Raw genomic sequence first — 18,454 nt, 5'->3', positions numbered from 1 at the left:
GCGGCCACCCGCCCTCGGTGCGGGACCGGCTGCCGGTCAGGTCCGACCGGCGGGCAGCCCCGCGCCGGGCGCAGCGCCCGCCAGCGCACCGCTGGCCGTGGGCTGGTCGACGGGCAGCGCGCTGCCCGCCTTCCAGGTGTCCCACGGGACGGACCACTCGTTGCCGAGCTGCCGGGTATCCGCCGGGCGACCGGTGTTGCTGATGTCGACGATGTCGCCGAACTGACTGAAGTTGTAGAACCACTGCGCGTCCGCCGGGGAGGCGTTCACGCACCCGTGCGAGACGTTCGCCCGGCCCTGCGACGCCACTGACCACGGAGCGGAGTGCACGTACTGCCCACCGCTGGTGTAGTGGACGGCCCACTGCACCTCTTCGTAGTAGTACTCCGGGCTGCCCTTGGGTACGCCGACCGTCGCCGAATCCATGATCACCATCGGGGCCTTGCCCAGCACGTTGTGCGGGCCCTCCATGGTCAGGAACCCGGGCTTGCCACCGCTGATCGGCATGGTCCGCACGAGCTGGCCGTTCTGGAACACCTGCATCACGTGGGTGGCCGCGTCGACCTTGCTGATCTGGGCGGCCCCGATCGCGAAGTCCATCGAGCGGTCCTTGACCCCGATCCAGCCACTGCCGGAGTCGAAGCCCGCGAGGTTGGCCTCCACGTGCACCTTCGTCCCGGGCGCCCAGTACTGCTGCGGGCGCCACACGGCCATCCGGTCCGACATCCAGTTCCAGGCGCCGAGGACCGGCGGGTCGGCGTTCACCGCCAGGCGGCTCTGCACCGCCGCGCGGTCCTTGACCGGAGCGCTGAAGGTCAGGCTGATCGGGGCGCCGACCCCGACGGTCTGACCGGCGACCGGCTCCCACGACACCTTGAACGCCTTGTCCGGGACACCGGTGGTGAAGCTCGACGTGATGTTCCTGGTGCCGTCCAGCCCCTGGGCCGGCGCGGTGGCCGCCTGGATGTCGTAGCGGGTGTCGGAGAACAACCCACCCGCGGACGTCCAGGTCCGGCGGTCGGCGGAGAAGGTCCCCTCCAGCGTGCCGGGGTCGGTCTTCTCCGTCGGGCTCGCGCCGCGGGCCACGGTCACCGACGCCAGCGGCGCGTTGCTCTTCACCACGATCGACTCGGTGAGCGCGATGCCGGCAGCGCCGTCGGCCGGGGTCACCGTCACGGTCGGCGCGGCCGGGCGCGGTGGCCCGTTCTGGGCCGGGCCGGTGCCCCCGCCCCCGGAGGAGCAGGAAGCCAGGACCACGGCCGCGGCGAGCACGCCGGAGGCCGCGGCGAGCCGCGACCGGATGATCCCGGCGGGCCGCACGGCCTCCGACCGGCGCCGGACCAGCGGACGGCGGGTGGCGGGCGAGCACCTCCGGTCGGAGGCCCGATCCTGATCGGAACCGGAACCGGACGGAACGGCGCCTCGGGGCGCGCGTATCAAGCTCATCATCGAGCGGGACATGCGTGGCCTACTTCCGAAGACCGAACCGGTGAGGCGGGGCAACGCATCGCGCCGGTTCGTGGCTTGCCGGACAGCGGGCCGCCGTGACCTGCGGACACCGCACGGAGTGCGGGGATGACGAAACGCGATGTCGCCACGGAAAGCGACGCCTTGGAAACAGAATGTGCGCTCGCTCGACCACTCACGAGCGGACCGTACCCACAGCCCAGAACCACGTCCCGTCGATCACGGGAAAACCCCACCACACTCGCCGGACAACTACTTTTCGTCAATACGCCGACTGCGGAGAGCAACGCTCTCCGGCTAGCTGCCATAAACCCCTCCCACGCCGGTTGATCCGACGCACGACTCTTATCCGACGTTGCACGCCAAGGCTGCACCGGGCCCGACACGGAAGCCCCTCACCGCCACATTGTCGGTAATCAGACAGTGATGGCAACGATAAGTGCCGCAAAAATCACGGAACGAAGCCAGCCTTTCGTGCCATGCGACGGATACGCCGGCACCGGCCCACCGGCCGGCGCCCGAACACGCGCTCCGCGGCTGCCATCCGCCGGGACGGCGGGCCCACCCGGAAGAGATCAGCCGCGCCCGATCGGGAAACGGCGCCGAAACGGTCCCCCAACCGAACAGCACCCGCGGTCGCACCAGAATGGGGCGTCCGGCGGTCGGGGCAGGGCCGTGGCACCGCCACGGCCGGTGCGCCGCGACCGGTGCGCCACGCCCCCGCCCGGCCCGCCCCGCTCGATCACGGAAGGTGCTCATGGCCATCGTTCTCGGACCGAACCAGTACGGCAAGGCCGAGGTACGGCTCGTCCACGTGGACCGGTCCACACCGGCGCACCGGATCACCGACCTGACGGTCTCCACCGCGCTGCGCGGCGACTTCACCGCCGCCCACACCCGCGGCGACAACAGCCACGTTCTCACCACCGACACCCAGAAGAACGTCGTGTACGCCTTCGCCCGGGAAGGCGGCGTAGGCGAGATCGAACAGTTCGCGAGCCGGCTGGGACGGCATTTCACGACCACCGCCGACTGGATCACCGGGGCGCGGATCGAGATCGAGCAGCACGAGTGGGAACGGATCACGGTCGACGGGCGGGAACACGACCACTCCTTCGTCCGGTCGGGACGCGGAACGCGAACGACCGTGGTCACGGTGGAGGCGGACGCCGTCCACGCCGTGTCCGGACTCGCCGGGCTGGTCGTTCTCAGGTCAACCGGCTCGGAGTTCCACGGATTCCCGCGCGACCGGTACACCACCCTGGCCGAGACGTCCGATCGAATCCTCGCCACCGAGGTCACAGCGCGGTGGCGTTACCTGGACGCGGACGGCATGTCCGGCGCCGACTTCGCGCGTCTCGCCGCCGGGATACCGCGCGCGCTCGTCGAGACCTTCGCGGCCGAGCACAGCCTCGCGTTGCAGCAGACCCTGCACCAGATGGGCGAGGCCGTCCTCACCGCTTTCCCGGAAGTCGCCGAGATTCGCATGTCGATGCCGAACAAGCACCATTTCCTGGTCGACCTGGAACCGTTCGGCCTGGACAACCCGAACACCGTCTACCTGGCCGCGGACCGTCCCTACGGACGGATCGAGGGCACGGTGCGGCGCGACGACGTCCCGGAGGCCCCCGCCGCCTGGTACGGCACGCCCGGCTTCTGCTGAGCCGCACTGTTCCCGCTGAGCCGACCGGCTTCGCCTGAACCGGCCGGCCTTCGCTTCCGCCGTCAAGCCGGCGGGCTCAGACCGGGGTGATGATCACCCTGTCCCCGGGTACCAGCCGCAGGCTGCGCGCCGCGTCGCCGTCCCGGCGGGCCACCGCGACCAGACCGCCCGAATCCAGGTAGAGCACCAGCTCCCCGGGCTCGACGGAGCCGAAGGTGACGCCGACGGCGAGCTCCACCGGCCCCGCCGGCCCGGGCACGAGCTCGGGCTCCCCCACGGCTCGCCGCTCGCCGGACGGCCGGGTCTGCCCGCCGGTAGGCGGAACCCGCTCGGCGGACGGCCGGGCCCGCTCGGCGGACAGCCGGACCCGGTCGCCGGGCCGCAGGCCGGCCTGGGTGAGCAGCTCCGCCGCGGCGGCCAGTGCCACGTTGCCGAAACCGTCCACGGTCAGGACATCCGCCTCCAGCCGGGACCCGGCGGGCCCGCGCAGCACGCGGGCGAACGGCTCGGGCAACCGCACCACGGACGCGGGATCGATCCGCTCGCCCAGCGCGTCCAGGGGGCGGCCGGTGGCCAGCGCGGCCGCCGCCGGCGCGAAGACGTCCCGGCCGTGGAAGGTCGCCGGGATGCCCTCGGGCATGGTGAGGTCCACCGCCGCCAGCAGCCCGCCCAGGGCCTCTGCGGCGGGCACGAGCAGCCCGTTGTCGGGGCCGACAACGAACCCACCGGGCGTGCGCGCGGCGAGCGCCCGCCGGGAGGTGCCGACCCCCGGATCGACCACGGCGACGTGGACCCCACGCGGCAGATGCCGCACCGTGGAAGCGAGGACCGCTGCCCCGCGCCGGACGTCCCCGCGCGGCACGAGGTGGGTCACGTCCACGATCGGCACCCCCGGGGCCAGCCGGAGCAGGACGCCGTGGCACGCGGCGGCGAAACCGTCCAGCAGGCCGTAGTCGGTCGTCAGGCTGACGCAGCTCATGCCGCCCGAGCGTGCCAGAAGGCGCGCCGGCGGGAGGCGGGGCACGCTTCTCGTCCGCCCCGGGTCTGTCTCCGGGATCCGGCGTCAGATGGCGCCGGCGGCGCGCAGGTCGGCGATCTCGGTCGGGTCGAGGCCGAGTTCATCGAGGATGCGGTCGGTGTGCTCGCCGAGCGCGGGCACCGGGCCGAGGCGGGCGTCCTCCCCGGGGAACTCGACCACCGGCCGGGTCTGGCGCACCGGGCCGACCGGCGAGCCGACCTCGACCCAGCGCCCGCGGGCGGCGAGCTGGGGGTGGGCGAGCACGCCGGCGACGGTGCTCACCCGGGCGTACGCCACCCCGGCCGTGGCAAGGCCCGCCTCCAGTTCGGCCGTGCCCAGGGTGGCGACGACGGCGGCGACCACGGCGTCGGTGCGCTCCCGGTTCCGCACCCGGGCCTGGTTCGTCGCGAAGTCGGGGTCGTCCGCCAGTTCGGGGCGGCTCAGCGGGCCCCGGGCGAGCCGCGCCCACTCTCCGTCGTTCTGGACGCCGATGAGCATGTCGTCGCCGTCCGCCGTCCGGAAGGCCTCGTACGGCGCGATCGACTGGTGGCCGATCCCGGACCGGGCCAGCTCGACCCCGGTGTGCTCGACGGTCTGCACCGGGTAGCCCATCCATTCGGTGAGGGCGTCGAGCATGGCGATCTCCAGCGCGGCGCCGGCGCCCGACCGCTCCCGGCGCAGCAGCGCGGAGAGCACACCCTGGATCACGTAGCTGCCCGCGGCGACGTCACCGGCGGCGAACCCGGCCTTGGCGGGATGGTCCGGGGTGCCGGTGACGGCGATCAGGCCCGCCTCGGCCTGGACAAGCATGTCGTAGGCCTTCCGCCCGCGGTAGGGGCCGCTCGGGCCGTAGCCGGACAGGTCCACCGCGACGAGCTCGGGACGGCAGGCGACGAGCGTGGCCGCGTCGAGACCCAGCCGCGCCGCGGCTCCCGGCCCGAGATTCTGCGCGACGACGTCGGCCCGCTCGATGAGACGATCGAGCACGGCCCGGGCGCGGGGCACCTTCAGGTCGAGGGTCAGTGACTCCTTGGAACGGTTCAGCCAGGAGAAGTGGGCCGACATCCCGCCGCGCACCGCGCGGTCGTAGTCGCGCGCGAAGTCCCCCTGCCCCGGGCGCTCCACCTTGATCACCCGCGCGCCCAGCTCGGCCAGGTGCCGGGTCGCGAACGGCAGCGCCACGGCATGCTCCAGGCTGACGACGGTCACACCCGCGAGCGGAAGCACACCGGCCAGGCTAGCGGCCCGGCCGGGCCTCACCGTCGACGATCCGGCCGTCGACAACCCGACCGTCGACGACCTCGCCGTCCACGACCTTGGCTCCGGCGGCCTTGGCGTCGGCGGCCTCGGCGTCGGCCTCGGCGGCGGCGGCCTTGCCGTCCTGGGAGCCGCCGTCGACGAGGTCACCGTCCAGCACGTCGGCGTCGACGATCCGGTGGCCGCCCGCGGCGAGGGTGCGGGGCTCGTCGCCCGCGGTGGTCTTCGGGGCGAAGCCGGCCTGCCGGCGGTCCGAGCGCGCCGGGCCGCCGTTGGCGATGACGACCGCGATCCACGGAAGGATGACGGCGAGGCCCACGGCGACGAGCCGCAGCCACCCGGTGAACACGACGACGGCCAGCACGAAGCAGACCACCCGGACCAGCATCGTCAGGATGTAGCGCTGCTCCCGGCGCCGGATCTCCGCCGGCCGGGCCTCCTCCGCCGAGGTGATCAGCACGGGCTCGGCCCGCCGCCACCTCACACCGATCGCCCGCTCACAGTGCCCACCGCCCACTCACGACGTCCATGGCCCGCTCAACGCCCATCGCCGAGGATCCGGAGCGGGACGGTCGTCCCCTCCTGGCGACATCCTGCCCACGCGGGCGCGGACGGAACAACGATCCCCGTCGCGAGATCCGACACCTGGAAGAGTTCCCACCCCACCAACCTGTGTCCGAATGTTTACGCGGTGGACGGATGATGGTCCTCGCCTGGGCGCTGGTCGCTGCCACCGTGCTCGTGTGCGAGTCGCCGTGGTCAGTGAGTCGTTTCTACCCCAGGTCGACGGCGTGACGAACTCGGTGTGCCGGGTGCTGGAGCATCTGCGCGACACCGGTCACGAGGCGCTCGTCGTCGCCCCGGCGCCGGCTCCGGCCGCCCGCCGGACCGCCCCGCGCAGCTACGCCGGCGCCCCGGTGCTGTGGAGCCCGTCGGCGCCGATGCCCGGCTACCCCGAGTTCCGCTTCGCGACCCCGTGGCCGGGCCTGGCCGCCGCGCTGCGCGAGTTCCGCCCGGACATCGTCCATCTCGCCGCGCCGGCCGGCCTGGGCGCCCAGGCCGCCTACGCCGCCCGCCGCCTGGGCGTGCCGAGCATCGCCGTCTACCAGACCGACATCGCGGCGTTCGCGACCCGCTACGGCCTCTCCGCGGCCGAGCGCACGATCTGGCGCTGGCTGGCCAGCGTGCACCGCCTCGCCGCCCGCACGCTGGCGCCGTCCTGGGACGCGGTGGACACCCTGCTCGCCGAGGGCGTGCAGCGGGTCGCCCGCTGGAGCCGGGGCGTCGACCTCGAGCGCTTCCACCCCGATCACCGCGACGAGCGGCTGCGGGCCGCCCTGGCGCCGCGCGGCGAGGTCCTCGTCGGGTATGTGGGACGGCTCGCCCGGGAGAAGCGCGTCGAGCTGCTCGCCGGCATCGCCGACCTGCCGGGGGCGCGGCTCGTCGTCGTCGGCGACGGGCCCTGCCGGCCGGCGCTGACGAGGGTGCTGCCCGGGGCGGCGTTCCTGGGCTTCCGCACCGGCGCCGACCTGTCGGCCGCCGTCGCCAGCCTGGACGTCTTCGTCCACACCGGCACGCATGAGACGTTCTGCCAGGCGGCGCAGGAGGCGAAGGCCAGCGGGGTCGCGGTCGTGGGGCCGGCGGCCGGGGGGCTGCTCGACGTCATCGAGCACGAGCGGACCGGCCTGCACTACACGCCCGGCGACCCGCACGCGCTGCGCCGCGAGGTCACCCGGTTGGTCGAGGACGGCGAGCTGCGGGCCCGGCTGGCGAGCGCGGCGCGCGCCTCGGTGGCCGACTGCGACTGGTACGCCATCGGCGACGAGCTGCTCGGGCACTACCGGGACGTGCTGGGCACCGCGCAGCCCGCGGCCGGGCGGCGCCACCGCCTGCCCACCCGGCTCACCCGGGCCCGCCGCGGGCCCGGCGGCACGCGGATCGCCGGACCGGCGGAGGCCGCGCGCCCCGCGTGGACGGCGATGACACCGATGACACCGATGACCGCGGTGCCGGCGCTCGCCGTGACAACCGCGACGACCGCGACCGCGACGACCGACGGGTGGCCAGGATGAGGATCGTGCAGGCGGCGAGTTTCGTCGCGCCGGCGTCGGGCGGCATCCGGACGACGCTGCGGCACCTCGCCGCGGGGTACGCGGGGGCCGGCCACGAGGTGGTGCAGATCGTCCCGGGCGCCGCGGACGGGGAGGAGCGCACCGCGCACGCGCGGATCATCACCCTGCGCGCGCCGCTGCTGCCCGGCACCGGCTACCGGGTGCTGGCCGAGCCGTGGCGGGTGGCCGCGGTGATGGAGCGGGAGCGCGCCGACCGGATCGAGATCCACGACCGCGCGACGCTGCGCCCGCTCGGCCGGTGGGCCCGCCGGCAGGGCGTCCGCTCGCTCGTGGTCAGCCACGAGCGGCTCGACCGCCTGCTGGGCCTGTGGACGCCCGCTCCGCTGCGCGGGGTGCTGCCGGTCCGGGCCGCGGCCGACCGGTCGAACCGGGCGCTCGCCGCGGGCTTCGACACCGTGGTCGCGACGACGGGGTGGGCGGCCACCGAGTTCGTCCGGATCGGCGCGCCGAACCTGAGCCAGGTCCCGCTCGGCGTCGAGCTGGACCGTTTCCGGCCGGCCAACCACGACCGCACGCTGCGCCGCGCGTTCGCCCGGGACCGGGAGATCCTGATCGTCGCGGCGACCCGGCTCTCCCCGGAGAAGCGGGTCGACATCGCGCTCGCCGCGGTGGCCGAGCTGGTGCGCCGCCGGGTGCCGGTACGCCTCGTCATCGCCGGTGACGGGGCCAGCCGCGCCCGCCTGGAACGCCTCGCCGCGGGCCTGCCGGTGGCCTTCCTCGGGTTCGTCGCCGACCCGCGGCGGCTCGCCGGCCTGCTCGCGACCGCCGATCTGGCCTTCGCCCCGGGCCCGATCGAGACGTTCGGCCTGGCCGCACTGGAGGCGATGGCCAGCGGGACGGCGCCGGTCGTCCACCACGCGAGCGCGCTCGCGGAGCTCGTCGCCGACCCCGCCGGCGACGGGGCCGCCGGGACGAGCGCCGCGGGAACCGGGTTCACGTTCGCCGACGCCGCTCTCGACCTGCTGTCGATCGACCCCGACCGCCGACGGGACGCCGCCCGGGCCCGCGCCGAGCGGTTCCCGTGGAGCGCCACCATCGACGGGTTCCTGCGCTGCCACGACCTGCCCGCCGCGGCCCCCGCGGTGGACGCGACTCCCGCGGCCGGTCCGGTCTCGGGCCCCCTCGCGGCCTGACGCCACGACGCCGCCGTGGACGACGCCGCTGTGAACGACGACCCGCGCACCGTGCCGATGCGCCCGCTCCGCCTGGTCCGCCTGGACGGTGCCCTCGGCTTCGTCGCGCTCGGCGACAGCCTCACCGCCGGCCTGGGCGACGGAGTCAGCATGGGCCGCGACCGCGGGCCGGGGGCGCTGGCCGGCCGCGGCTTCGCGGCGCTGCTCGCGGCGGCGCTGGCCCCGCCCGGGCTCGTCCACTACGAGAACCTGGCCCGCACGGGCGCGACCGCCCGGGACGTCCGCGTCCGCCAGCTCCCTGTGGCCCTGGCGTTGCGGCCCATGCTGGCCTGCGTGGTCGCCGGCATGAACGACGTCTTCAAGCCGACCTTCGACCCGCTGCGGCTGCGCCAGGACATGGTGTGGAGCATCGGCCGGCTGCGCACCGACGGCATTGTCGTGCTGACCGCGCGGCTGCCCGATCCGGGTGGTCTGCTGCCGCTGCCCGGCCCGATCGAGCGGCTGCTCGCCGAGCGGGTCGGACATCTCAACGCGGCGGTCGACGCCGCCGCCGCGCGCGACGACGGGGTGCTCGTCGTGGACCTCGGCCGGCACCCGGCCGTCCGCCGGCGTTCCACCTTCGACGTCGACCTGGTGCACCCGGGACCGCACGGACATCGCCTTATCGCAGGGGCCTTCGCCGAGAAGCTGCGGGAGACCGGGATGGCTGTCGGCGAGCTGCCGGACCCCCGGCACGTGCCCCCGCCGCCGGGAACCGCGGACCACCTGCGCTGGGTCGCCACGATCGGGATCCCCTGGCTGCTGGGCCGCGCGCACGCCCCGCGGCGTGATTTGCGTCCGCGAAACCACGGTTTCCGGCGACTCGGTACCGCGTTTGGCCGGTGAATTCCCTACGGTAGGCATGTGCTTGCCGACCTGCCCGCTTCCCCGCGCTCCGGCGTCCTCGCCGGCTGGGGCAACGCCTGGCTGGCCGGACTCGTCGGCCTCGACGACGTCATCACCCAGGTTCACGAGGCGCTGGGCGGCAGTGCGCCGCACACCGTCGGTGACGAGCCCCTGGTGCTCGGCCTCGGAGCGCTGCGCCGCGCCGGAGCCGAACGGATGCGCCTGGTCCTCCCGGTGCCCGGTGACGTGAGCGGCCTGCCGGGTCCGCCCGACGTGAACAGGGACGCGCTCACCGCCGGCGAGGCGCTGGTGGTGATCGGGCCCGCGCCCCCGCTCGTCCTCGTCCCCACCGTGATCGTGCACGGCCCGGCCGTCGAGGGCGGCCTGGAGTCCGTGCACTGGCGGGTGCTGCGGGCCGGCCGGGTGCCACCGCCACCCGCCGGGCTGCGCGCCGCCGACCACGAGCTGTCGGTCGCGATCAGGCAGACCACGGCGGCGCTGGTGGACCTCGACATCGCCAGCGCCCGGCCGGAGGTGCTGGCCCTGCTGCGCGACCGCGGCGAGCCCGAGCCCGGCCCCGGGCTGGGGCCGGGCTACCCGCCGAACGCGCACGCCCTGCTGGCCCGCGCCGAGCGGCTCGCCGAACTGCTCGAGCTCGCCGCCCGCGACGACGGCGCCGCGGTCACCGCGACCGAGGTCAGCCGCCGCTCCGCGGCGCTGCGGGGCCTGTCCGGCGCCGTCCGGCGGGCCTACGAGGCGGCCTACGACGCCTTCGACCCGGCCTACGCCAGCCACTGATCCGCGCAGGCCGCTGACCCCGCCCGCCGCGTTCCCCGCCAGTCGCTGATCCGCGTGGCGGACGTCCGCTCGGCACGCGGGGCCTACCCGATGCGCAGGCCGTCGGGACGCATGAGCCGGCCCAGCGCCGGGAGGCTGGCCGCCGTCGTGACGAGGACGACGGCAAACGCCGTCGCGCAGACCACCACGATGTTCGTCCAGGGAACGGTCGGCGCCACGCCGGCCACCCGGAGCAGGGCGGCTCCCAGCCCCAGGCCGGCCCCGAGGGCGAGCGGCACCCCGAGGATCATCGGGATGGCTGTCTGCCACAGCACCCACCCGGCCACGGTGCGCCGCCGCGCGCCCACCGCGGAAAGCACCGCCAGCGCCCGCCGCCGTTCCCTGGACTCCTCCACGACGGTGATGACCAGGCCGACCCCGACCGCACCGAACAACGCGACGATCACGAGGTCCATGGCGGTCCGGACCGGCGCGTACACGGGATCGTCACCGAGCAGCGCCCCGGACGGCGACCGCAGCGGGGCGACGCCCGCGATCGCGTTGGCCACGTTGTCCGCGGCGTCCGGGTCAGCCAGGTCGATCCGGACGATGCCGGTCACCGTCGACGCCGGCCGGAGGTCGCCCGCCAGGGCCCCCGGGGTGACGAACAGGCTGCCAAGCAGGCTGTCCGCGGTCCCGAGAAGCGCCCCGGAACGGATGGCCGCCACCCTCATGGTGGCGGGAACGGTCCAGCGTGGATCTCCGGGAGCGGCGACGGTCACGGTCACCCCGGGCCCGGGAATCAGCGGACCGCCGACCACGCGGGTCACGGCATCCGGGTCGGTGAGCTGGTCGACACCGACGACGGACCTCGTCGCGGCGGGCGCCGCGAAAACGTCCCCATCCACGCAGTCCGTGACGATGAGCAGCTCTTTCAGCGTCGGGCAGTCACCGACGACCAGCGGTGTGAACGCCCCCCAGTCAAACGCCTGATCTCCACCGACCGACTGCCCCCAGGACACGCTGGACGTCGAGTACGCATGGACGGAGCGGACCCCGTGGGCGGCGGACAGCACTCACGTGAGCCCGTCCGCGGTCGCGGCGGTGGCGGGTACCTCGACCGCCAGCAGATCGTGGTCGCGGGCCGGGTCGACGCCGGCCATGTACTCCCGATCCGCGGCCGAGAAGAGCATCTGCAGCGCGACCACGCCGGCGATGGTGACCGACACCGCGGCCACGGTCCGCACCGTGACACCGCCACCGAGCTGGAGCCGGCGTACGGCGAACGTCCAGCCGAGCGGTCCGCCGGGCAGCCGTCGAACCACCTTCTCCACCAGCCACGGCGTCAGGGCCGCGACACCCAGCAGCGTCAGCACGGCGCCCGCGACGAGCTGGACGTCGTCGCGCGATCCGCCGGACCAGCCAAGCCCCTCCGGAAGCGTGAGCAGCGAAGCGACCCCGGCGGCGAGGACCGGGAGGCGCCACCACAACCTCCGTCGCCTGGCCGCGACCCGCCGCGCCACGCCCAGCGGCTCGGCGACGACCCGGCGCAGCGCCACGAGCGCGACAGCGACCGCGGCGGCCGGCACCGCGAGCAGCACCGCGGCTACGAAGAGCGGGCCGGGCCAGACGTCCGAGGCGAAGACGCTGGTGCCTATCAGGGCGAGGTACCCGGCGGCACCGCGCCCGGTGACGAACAGCGCCGCCCCGGCGGCGCACCCGAGCACAGCGCCGGGCAGCGCGCCACCGACGGCGATCCAGCGGGCGGTGCGGGCGTCCGCACCGAGCAGGCGCACCGCGGCGAGCTGACCGTCACGCGCCCCGCCACCGAACCGGGTCGCGGCGACGGTGAGCATGCCGACCGGCAGCAGGAGCACGACGACGCAGAGAAGACTGAAGATCCTGATCAGGACGGACGGGGGCCCCTCGACCGACACGACCCCCGAGTCAGAGGCGGGCCCTTCGATCACCTCCATCCCGAACTGGTCGATCCGGACGGGTCTGAAGTTCGTGGTGAACAGCGCGCCGGTCGGCTCGTCGGCGAAGATCATCTTCGGCTCGCCGACGAGGGCGCGGGCGACCGCGACCCGCTGCGCCTCGCCGCCGGACACCTCACCCGGCCGCTTGCGGGCCAGCCCTTCGAGGCCGAGCCGGTCGAGCCAGCCCAACGCGCGGCGGTGGGCGTCGCGGCGGCCGGCGCCGTTCAGCCGCAACGGCAGCGCGATGTTCTCGACGCAGGACAGCTCGGGCACCAGCTGGCCGAACTGGAACACGAAGCCGAACTCGCGGCGGCGCAGCGCGCTGCGCTCGGCGTCGGACATCCCGGAGATCACCCGGTCGCGATAGCGCACATGCCCGCGCTCCGGCCCGATGATCCCGGCCAGGCAGTGCAACAGTGTCGACTTGCCGGCCCCGGACGGGCCCATCAGCGCGATGACCTCACCCGCCCGGATCTCGAGGGACGCCCCGGCGAGCGCGGGTGTTGCGCCGAAGCTCTTGTACAGGTCGACCGCGCGCAACAGCGACGTGGCGGCCTCGGCAGGGCCCGTGGCAACGCCTGCGGCGGCGGTGTCGGTCATGAACGGACCTTCGCCGCGAGCTGGTCGAGGCGGGCCGCGGCCAGCTCCAGGAACCGCAGATCGGCCTCGAGGTGGAACAGCGCGTGATCACAGACGAGCTGGTCGGCCAGGTCTCCGCCAGCCTTGCGCCGGGTGAGCTCCCGCATCAGCCGAAGGTGCTCGGCGCGCTGGGCGTCCAGGAGGTCGACCGCCGGCCGCCCGGTCAGCAGCGCGAGCACGATCTTCGTGTAGAGCGTGCTCTGCAGGTAGAGATCAGGCTTCTCCGGCTGGGCCAGCCAGTGCTCGACGTCGGCGATACCGGTGTCGGTGATCGCGTAGCGCTTTCGGTCCGGGCCGTCGCCGGGCGTGACGCCCTCGACCTCCACCAGGCCGTTCTTCAGCAGCCTGGCCAGGGTCGCGTAGACCTGCCCGTAGTGGAGCGGGCGGTCGTACCCGAACCGGTCGTCGTAGGACCGCTTGAGGTCGTAGCCGTGTCGCGGGCCGGACTCCAGGAGCCCGAGCAGCGCGTGTCCAATCGACATGATCGCTACTATACATTGCATGTATACATGTCATGTATAGAGGGTCGCAGGCCAGCCGACGCTCCCCGTGACGACGCCCCCGTGACGACGTCAACCGGCAGGCGGACCGTCCAGGGTGGGAGGCAGCCCGCAGGGCCCAGAGGGCTGGTTCCTCGACCAGCGCCCGGCCTGACACCGTCGAGCTCCGGCGCGAGCGCGTCTCGGGCTGAGACCGGACTGAGACCGGGACGAGACCGGGACGAGGTGGGGCCCGGCCTCGATGGCTGCTCGGAGGCCCCGTTCGCGTCAGGCGGCCAGCTCGCCCTTTGGTTTCTTCCTCGCCGTTTCGAGGGTCGATGGCGGCGGATTCCGGCCCGAAAGGGCGAGAAGGAAGCTGAAGGGCGAGCCGGCAGCCTGGCACGACGGGCGTTTTGTCCGGTAGATGGCGATCTGGCGGGCCGTAATGATCGAAGACCGAGATGGCCATCGGTGGTGGGGATCGCCGGTACCCGACGGGGGCCCGGCGGCCCGGCGGCCCGGCAGCCCGGCGGCCTTGCCGCTGCGCGGCTCAGTTCAGGCGCGGGCAGAAGTGACCGGACGGGCCGTCGGGGCGGCCGCAGAGCACGCACGGGGGGCGGCCGGCGGCCACGATGCTGCGGGCCCGCTCGATGAAGGCCTTGGTCTGCTCGATCGAGAGGCCGACGCGCAGCGAGTCGACGTCGCTCTCACTGTCGGAGATCCGCGGCTCGCTCGAGGCGAGCCCGGCGGCCTCGACGAACACCCGCTGCCCGTCCCACGACACCGTCAGCTGGCCGAGGTGGAAGTCCTCCTCGAACGGGGCGTCGAGGGGAGCGAGGTCGACCTCGACGTCGGAGGCGGCCGGCAGCGCGATCCCCTGGGTCTGGCCCACCTGGCCGAGCAGGGCCGTCAGCCCTTCGGCGAGCGCCGTCACCTCGGTCTTCTCCAGACCCACCGTGACGAGTTGACCACGAGCCGCCGCCTGGAGGAAGAACACGCGGTCACCGGGCTGCCCGACGGTCCCGACCACGAACCGCTCCGGCGGGTCGAACACAAATCGCTGCATGTCTCGGATCGCTCCGTCTTATTCGCCTGCGGGGTGAGAGTCGGACCGTGAGATACCTGCCCGCTCATCCACCAGTATCGTCGCCTCGTTGCGCGGCTCACCATCCCGGGAGCGCTCCGCGTTCACGGGCCGGCCCGGCTGTGACGCCGTCACGCCGGAACGTGCCGGGCCGTGCGCGCAGAGATCCGCCGGAACACCGGCCGCCGCCGGGCGCCGGGCACCCGGGTCACAGCAGTGCAGCGGGCAGACGTCGTGGGACGGCCCCTCGCCACTCAGCGCGGGCCGCTCCCACTCGGGGAAGCGGCGCTCGGCGACCAGATCGGCCACCATCCCGACGAAGCGCGGGTCCGTCCCGACGGTGCCCGCCCGGGCGACCGCCAGGCCGCGTTCCGAGGCGGTGCGCACCGCCTCGACGTCGAGATCGTAGACGACCTCCATGTGATCGCTGACGAAACCGACCGGCACGATCACCGCGGCGCGCGCGCCGCCGTCCGCGAGCGCCGCCAGGGCGTCGTTGACGTCCGGTTCGAGCCAGGGAATGCTCGGTGGGCCGCTGCGGCTGCAGTAGGCGACCTGCCACTCGTGCCGAGTACCGGCGCGCGCGGCGACGCGCTGCGCGATCACACCGGCGGCCGCGCGGAGCTGGCGCTCGTAGGCTCCGCCGTCCGGCCCGCTCGCGGCCGCCTGCGAGCGGGGCAGCGCGTGGGCGGTGAACACCAGCCGGGCCTCGTCGCGCACCGCCACCGGCAGCGTCGCGAGCGCCCGCACGCAGTGGTCGACCATCGGCTCGACGAATCCCGGGTGGTCGAAGAACAGCCGCAGCTTCACCAGGTCGGGGGCGCCCGGGCCGACCTGCTCCAGGGCCGCCGCCAGATCCTCCCGGTACTGCCGGCACCCCGAGTAGGACGCGAACGCGGACGTCACGAAGCAGGCCGCCCGGCGCACGCCGTCGGCCCGCATGCGCGCCACGGCGTCGGCGAGGTACGGCTGCCAGTTCCGGTTGCCCCAGTACACGGGCATCGGGGCCAGCCGCTCCCGCAGCGCGGCGAGCAGCGCCCGGTTCTGGTCGTTGATCGGGCTACGCCCGCCGAAGCGGTCGTAGTGCGCCGCGACCTCGGCCAGCCGCGCCTCGGGCACGCCGCGGCCGCGGGTCACGTTGCGCAGGAACGGCAGGACGTCCTCCGGCCCCTCCGGACCGCCGAAGGAGACGAGCAGCAGCGCGTCCACGTCGATCCCGTGGCCGTGGCCGGCGGCGTCCGTCGGCACCGTCATGTCCCCTTTCCGTGTACGTCGCCCCCGTCGTACGTCGCGCGTCGCACGTCGCGCCCGTCCGCCAGCCAGGCCCACGCCGTCAGCGCGGCACCCGGCCCCGGATCTCGTCGAGGTACGTCGGGAAGTACCGCGAGATCGTCGACAGGTCGAACGAGCGCAGGATGTCGCCCGCCGGCTCGCGGGCCAGCAGGAACCCGAAGGACTCCCGGACGAGGGCGGTCAGCGCCGCGTCGTCGTCCGGGTCCAGCCCCAGCGCGTCGACGACCTCGTCGTCCACCCGGACGGCGTAGGAGAACGCCAGCCCGTGCGCCCCGGGCGCGGTCTCCTCGGCGACCTCGACCTCGTAGCCGCGGCCTCCCCGCGGCTCGACCCTGATCATGCTCACGGCGCCACCTCCACCGGCCCTCGCGCACCCGGCCCCCGCGGCGCTCCGGCGCGCCGCGCTGGGGGACGGCCGCCCGCCCGGCGATCCGTCCACTCCCACCGTGGCCCATCAGCACCCGCCGCGTCGACCCGTGGTCCGCCCGGGCGGGCGGCACGCTCCCCGCCGGGGACGTCGCCACGGACCGTGGCCGGCGACGGGCGGGCGGCACCGTCCGTCACTGTCATCTCACGGTTGCTGTCATCTCAGGGGCTGCAACGCCACGCGCCGGGCGCGTCATTCCGCTGGCCGCGCCGCCGACACGCGCGGTTGCCGGTGTGGGCCGTCAGTGGCCCATGCCGGCGCCACCGTCGACCGGGATGACCGCGCCGTTCACATACGCGGCGCCCTGCGACGCGAGGAAGACCACCGCCGCGGCGACCTCCGCGGGGTCGCCCATCCGTCCGGCGGGGGTGGCGGCGACGAGGAACTCGCGCTGGGCGTCGGTGAGCGCGTCCGTCATGTCCGTGCGGATCGGACCCGGGGCGATCACGTTCGAGGTGATCCCGCGACCGCCGAGCTCGCGTGCCAGCGACCGGGCGAAACCCACCAGGCCCGCCTTGGAGGCGGCGTAGTTCGACTGCCCCGGACCGCCGGAGAGCCCCACCACCGACGAGATGAAGATCAGCCGACCGTTGCGGCGCCGGATCATCGAGCGCGACGCGCGCTTCGCCACCCGGTAGGCCCCGAGCAGGTTGGTGTCGACGACGTCGCGGAAGGAGTCCTCCGACATCATGAGCATCAGCGTGTCGCGCACGATGCCGGCGTTGGACACGACGATCTCGACCGGGCCGAGCGCGGCCTCGACCTCGCTGAACGCCTTGTCGACGCTGTCCGCGCTGGTGACGTCCATCCGCACCCCGAGCATCCCGTCGGGTGCCTCGCCACCGCGGCTGGCCACGGCCACCCGGTCGCCCGAGGCCGCGAGCGCCGCCGCGCACGCGGCGCCGATCCCACGGTTGCCACCGGTCACCAGTGCGACTCGACCTTCGTTCTCGACCATGGCCGGGATCGTAGCGGCCCGCCGGGTGGCACGAGCCCATGCCACCCGGGACACTCCCCGCCCCGTGCCGCCGGCCCGTCGGGGACGATGGACGGGTGCGCGTAGCGATCCGGGTGCGTCCCGCCGCCGACCGGACGGCCGTGGGGCCGGCGACGTCCGACCCGACCCACGGCCGGCTGCTGGTCGTGCGCGTACGGGAACCGGCGGTCGAGGGCCGGGCGAACGAGGCGGCGCTGCGCGCCCTCGCGCAGGCACTGGGTGTCCGCCGGTCCGACGTGACCCTGACCCGCTCGATCGGGAGGGTCAAGTTCATCGAGGTGGACGCTCCGGACGACGTGATCACGCGGCGAGTCGAGGAACTGGCACAACATTCCGACCCGGCCGCACGTCTGGACTCCAGGTAGGTCGTCGAGGCGATGGGACGGAGGCGGGGGTTGCGCAGGACGGACATCCGAGCCGGCGAGTACACGCACGGCCACAGCCGCCGGGACGACCTGACGATCGATCCCGCGATGCCGGCCGAGTCGCCCGCCGACGACGCCGCGCCGAGCCGTGACGGCCGTGACAACCGCGCCGACACCGGCCGCGCCGACACCGGCCCCGGCGAGGTACGCCCCGGCGGGTCAGGTCCCGGCGACGCGGCCGGTGCCGCTACGAGCCTCGGCGACTCGGCCGGGCACGGTGACCGGAGCGGGCCCGATGCCATGGGCGGGCCTGGCGGCGCGACGGGTGCCCCCGGGGAGGACGCCGGTGGGGGTTCGGAGGAGGCGGCGCGGCTCGGCGAGATCGTTCCCGGGCCGCCCGGCGGCGTGCTCGACCTCGCGGCGCTGGCCGCCGTGGAGGCCCGGCTGCGCGAGCTCGCGGCGGCAGGCATCGACCACGCCGTCTCGACCGGCGCCCGCGGCCCACGAGGGGCGGCCGCCGACCGGGCCATGTGCGAGGCCGCGTCCACGATCGCCGCGGCGCTGTGGTTCGACACGCTGCGGGTCGCCGACCGGGTCTCCGCCACCCCGCACGCGGGGCCGCTGCTGGGAGCCGTCCACCAGGTCCTGCGGTCCGCGCTCGACGGTGACGAGCCGCCGATGCCCGGCGGCCCTCCGCCCGCCGCCGCGCTTCCGCTCGCCGCCGGCCTTCCGGTCGCCGCCGGTCCGCGGCCACCCGACCGCTTGCCGGCCCTCGACCGGGTGGACGGCGCCGCCGCGGCGGCGCCGTCCACCCGGCGGCCCCCCCGCGTGCCCGGGGCCGGCAACGGCGGGCCGAACG

The 18,454-nt window shown here is 74.6% G+C and carries 16 protein-coding genes and 2 pseudogenes; 7 read left to right on the top strand and 11 right to left on the bottom strand.

The window, feature by feature from the left end; all coding sequences use genetic code 11:
• Positions 1-36 precede the first annotated feature (36 nt).
• Positions 37-1,461 carry an Ig-like domain-containing protein gene (locus tag MXD62_RS30840; protein WP_248832884.1) on the bottom strand — a complete coding sequence of 475 codons (1,425 nt, stop codon included), beginning with the start codon at positions 1,459-1,461 and terminating at the stop codon, positions 37-39.
• Positions 1,462-2,224: 763 nt separating this feature from the next.
• Here MXD62_RS30840 and pucL point away from each other — a divergent pair.
• Positions 2,225-3,130, top strand: coding sequence for a factor-independent urate hydroxylase (pucL, locus tag MXD62_RS30835; RefSeq protein ID WP_020459844.1), 906 nt, complete (start codon positions 2,225-2,227; stop codon positions 3,128-3,130).
• A gap of 76 nt (positions 3,131-3,206) precedes the next feature.
• On the opposite strand, the gene MXD62_RS30830 is transcribed toward pucL, so the two are convergent.
• From MXD62_RS30830 to MXD62_RS30820, 3 genes are all read right to left on the bottom strand, one after another.
• Positions 3,207-4,109, bottom strand: a complete 903-nt coding sequence (locus MXD62_RS30830; RefSeq protein ID WP_248832925.1) for an SAM-dependent chlorinase/fluorinase — start codon at positions 4,107-4,109, stop codon at positions 3,207-3,209.
• 84 nt (positions 4,110-4,193) lie between these two features.
• Positions 4,194-5,375 (bottom strand): CaiB/BaiF CoA-transferase family protein, encoded by a 1,182-nt coding sequence (locus MXD62_RS30825; protein ID WP_248832883.1) that lies wholly within the window; start codon positions 5,373-5,375, stop codon positions 4,194-4,196.
• Positions 5,376-5,385: 10 nt separating this feature from the next.
• Positions 5,386-5,889 (bottom strand): DUF3099 domain-containing protein, encoded by a 504-nt coding sequence (locus tag MXD62_RS30820; RefSeq protein WP_248832882.1) that lies wholly within the window; start codon positions 5,887-5,889, stop codon positions 5,386-5,388.
• Between the two features lie 307 nt (positions 5,890-6,196).
• Here MXD62_RS30820 and MXD62_RS30815 point away from each other — a divergent pair, with 307 nt between their 5' ends.
• The 4 genes from MXD62_RS30815 to MXD62_RS30800 are packed head-to-tail and all read left to right on the top strand — an operon-like array spanning position 6,197 to position 10,353.
• Complete coding sequence (locus tag MXD62_RS30815) at positions 6,197-7,477, top strand: glycosyltransferase family 1 protein (protein WP_248832881.1); 1,281 nt, start codon at positions 6,197-6,199, stop codon at positions 7,475-7,477.
• On the top strand, positions 7,474-8,670 hold the full coding sequence (locus MXD62_RS30810; RefSeq protein WP_248832880.1) for a glycosyltransferase: 1,197 nt from the start codon (positions 7,474-7,476) through the stop codon (positions 8,668-8,670). The genes MXD62_RS30815 and MXD62_RS30810 overlap by 4 nt, the downstream gene beginning before the upstream one ends.
• Positions 8,671-8,727: 57 nt before the next feature.
• Positions 8,728-9,555, top strand: a complete 828-nt coding sequence (locus MXD62_RS30805) for an SGNH/GDSL hydrolase family protein (RefSeq protein ID WP_248832924.1) — start codon at positions 8,728-8,730, stop codon at positions 9,553-9,555.
• A gap of 18 nt (positions 9,556-9,573) precedes the next feature.
• Complete coding sequence (locus MXD62_RS30800; protein WP_248832879.1) at positions 9,574-10,353, top strand: hypothetical protein; 780 nt, start codon at positions 9,574-9,576, stop codon at positions 10,351-10,353.
• A gap of 83 nt (positions 10,354-10,436) precedes the next feature.
• Here the strand turns inward: MXD62_RS30800 and MXD62_RS30795 are convergent, their stop codons facing one another.
• The 7 genes and pseudogenes from MXD62_RS30795 to fabG form a co-directional block, all read right to left on the bottom strand.
• A complete protein-coding gene (locus tag MXD62_RS30795; protein WP_248832878.1) occupies positions 10,437-11,408 on the bottom strand; it encodes an FtsX-like permease family protein in 972 nt (323 codons plus the stop codon).
• A 930-nt stretch (positions 11,409-12,338) separates the two neighbouring features.
• A pseudogene (locus MXD62_RS41070) lies at positions 12,339-12,911 on the bottom strand (ABC transporter ATP-binding protein); the annotation flags it as partial.
• Complete coding sequence (locus MXD62_RS30785) at positions 12,908-13,432, bottom strand: PadR family transcriptional regulator (protein WP_248832876.1); 525 nt, start codon at positions 13,430-13,432, stop codon at positions 12,908-12,910. The gene MXD62_RS30785 and the pseudogene MXD62_RS41070, both read right to left, overlap by 4 nt.
• Before the next feature lie 547 nt (positions 13,433-13,979).
• Positions 13,980-14,495: a DUF3090 family protein gene (locus tag MXD62_RS30780; protein WP_020459834.1), complete on the bottom strand. Its 516-nt coding sequence runs from the start codon at positions 14,493-14,495 to the stop codon at positions 13,980-13,982.
• Positions 14,496-14,513: 18 nt separating this feature from the next.
• Positions 14,514-15,767: a ferrochelatase gene (locus MXD62_RS30775; RefSeq protein WP_248832875.1), complete on the bottom strand. Its 1,254-nt coding sequence runs from the start codon at positions 15,765-15,767 to the stop codon at positions 14,514-14,516.
• A 79-nt stretch (positions 15,768-15,846) separates the two neighbouring features.
• The gene (locus MXD62_RS30770; protein WP_248832874.1) at positions 15,847-16,152 is read right to left on the bottom strand and encodes a hypothetical protein; all 306 of its coding nucleotides are present in this window, start codon (positions 16,150-16,152) and stop codon (positions 15,847-15,849) included.
• A 322-nt stretch (positions 16,153-16,474) separates the two neighbouring features.
• A complete protein-coding gene (gene fabG / locus MXD62_RS30765) occupies positions 16,475-17,191 on the bottom strand; it encodes a 3-oxoacyl-ACP reductase FabG (RefSeq protein ID WP_248832873.1) in 717 nt (238 codons plus the stop codon).
• A 95-nt stretch (positions 17,192-17,286) separates the two neighbouring features.
• Here fabG and MXD62_RS30760 point away from each other — a divergent pair, with 95 nt between their 5' ends.
• Positions 17,287-17,595, top strand: a complete 309-nt coding sequence (locus MXD62_RS30760) for a DUF167 domain-containing protein (RefSeq protein WP_041254000.1) — start codon at positions 17,287-17,289, stop codon at positions 17,593-17,595.
• 30 nt (positions 17,596-17,625) lie between these two features.
• Positions 17,626-18,454: pseudogene (locus tag MXD62_RS30755) on the top strand (pyruvate dehydrogenase); the annotation flags it as partial.

The organism is Frankia sp. Mgl5, from assembly GCF_023242985.1.
Lineage (GTDB): Bacteria > Actinomycetota > Actinomycetes > Frankiales > Frankiaceae > Parafrankia > Parafrankia soli.
The sequence above is the reverse complement of the archived record's forward strand: the minus strand, read 5'-3'. Positions and strand labels throughout refer to the sequence as shown.

Excerpts from the sequence above, each read along its gene's own strand:
- MXD62_RS30840 (WP_248832884.1), bottom strand. The coding sequence starts at position 1,461 with ATGTCCCGCTCGATGATGAGCTTGATACGCGCGCCCCGAGGCGCCGTT.
- pucL (WP_020459844.1), top strand. The coding sequence starts at position 2,225 with ATGGCCATCGTTCTCGGACCGAACCAGTACGGCAAGGCCGAGGTACGG.
- MXD62_RS30830 (WP_248832925.1), bottom strand. The coding sequence starts at position 4,109 with ATGAGCTGCGTCAGCCTGACGACCGACTACGGCCTGCTGGACGGTTTC.
- MXD62_RS30810 (WP_248832880.1), top strand. The coding sequence starts at position 7,474 with ATGAGGATCGTGCAGGCGGCGAGTTTCGTCGCGCCGGCGTCGGGCGGC.
- MXD62_RS30805 (WP_248832924.1), top strand. The coding sequence starts at position 8,728 with ATGCGCCCGCTCCGCCTGGTCCGCCTGGACGGTGCCCTCGGCTTCGTC.
- MXD62_RS30785 (WP_248832876.1), bottom strand. The coding sequence starts at position 13,432 with ATGTCGATTGGACACGCGCTGCTCGGGCTCCTGGAGTCCGGCCCGCGA.
- MXD62_RS30780 (WP_020459834.1), bottom strand. The coding sequence starts at position 14,495 with ATGCAGCGATTTGTGTTCGACCCGCCGGAGCGGTTCGTGGTCGGGACC.
- MXD62_RS30775 (WP_248832875.1), bottom strand. The coding sequence starts at position 15,767 with ATGACGGTGCCGACGGACGCCGCCGGCCACGGCCACGGGATCGACGTG.
- fabG (WP_248832873.1), bottom strand. The coding sequence starts at position 17,191 with ATGGTCGAGAACGAAGGTCGAGTCGCACTGGTGACCGGTGGCAACCGT.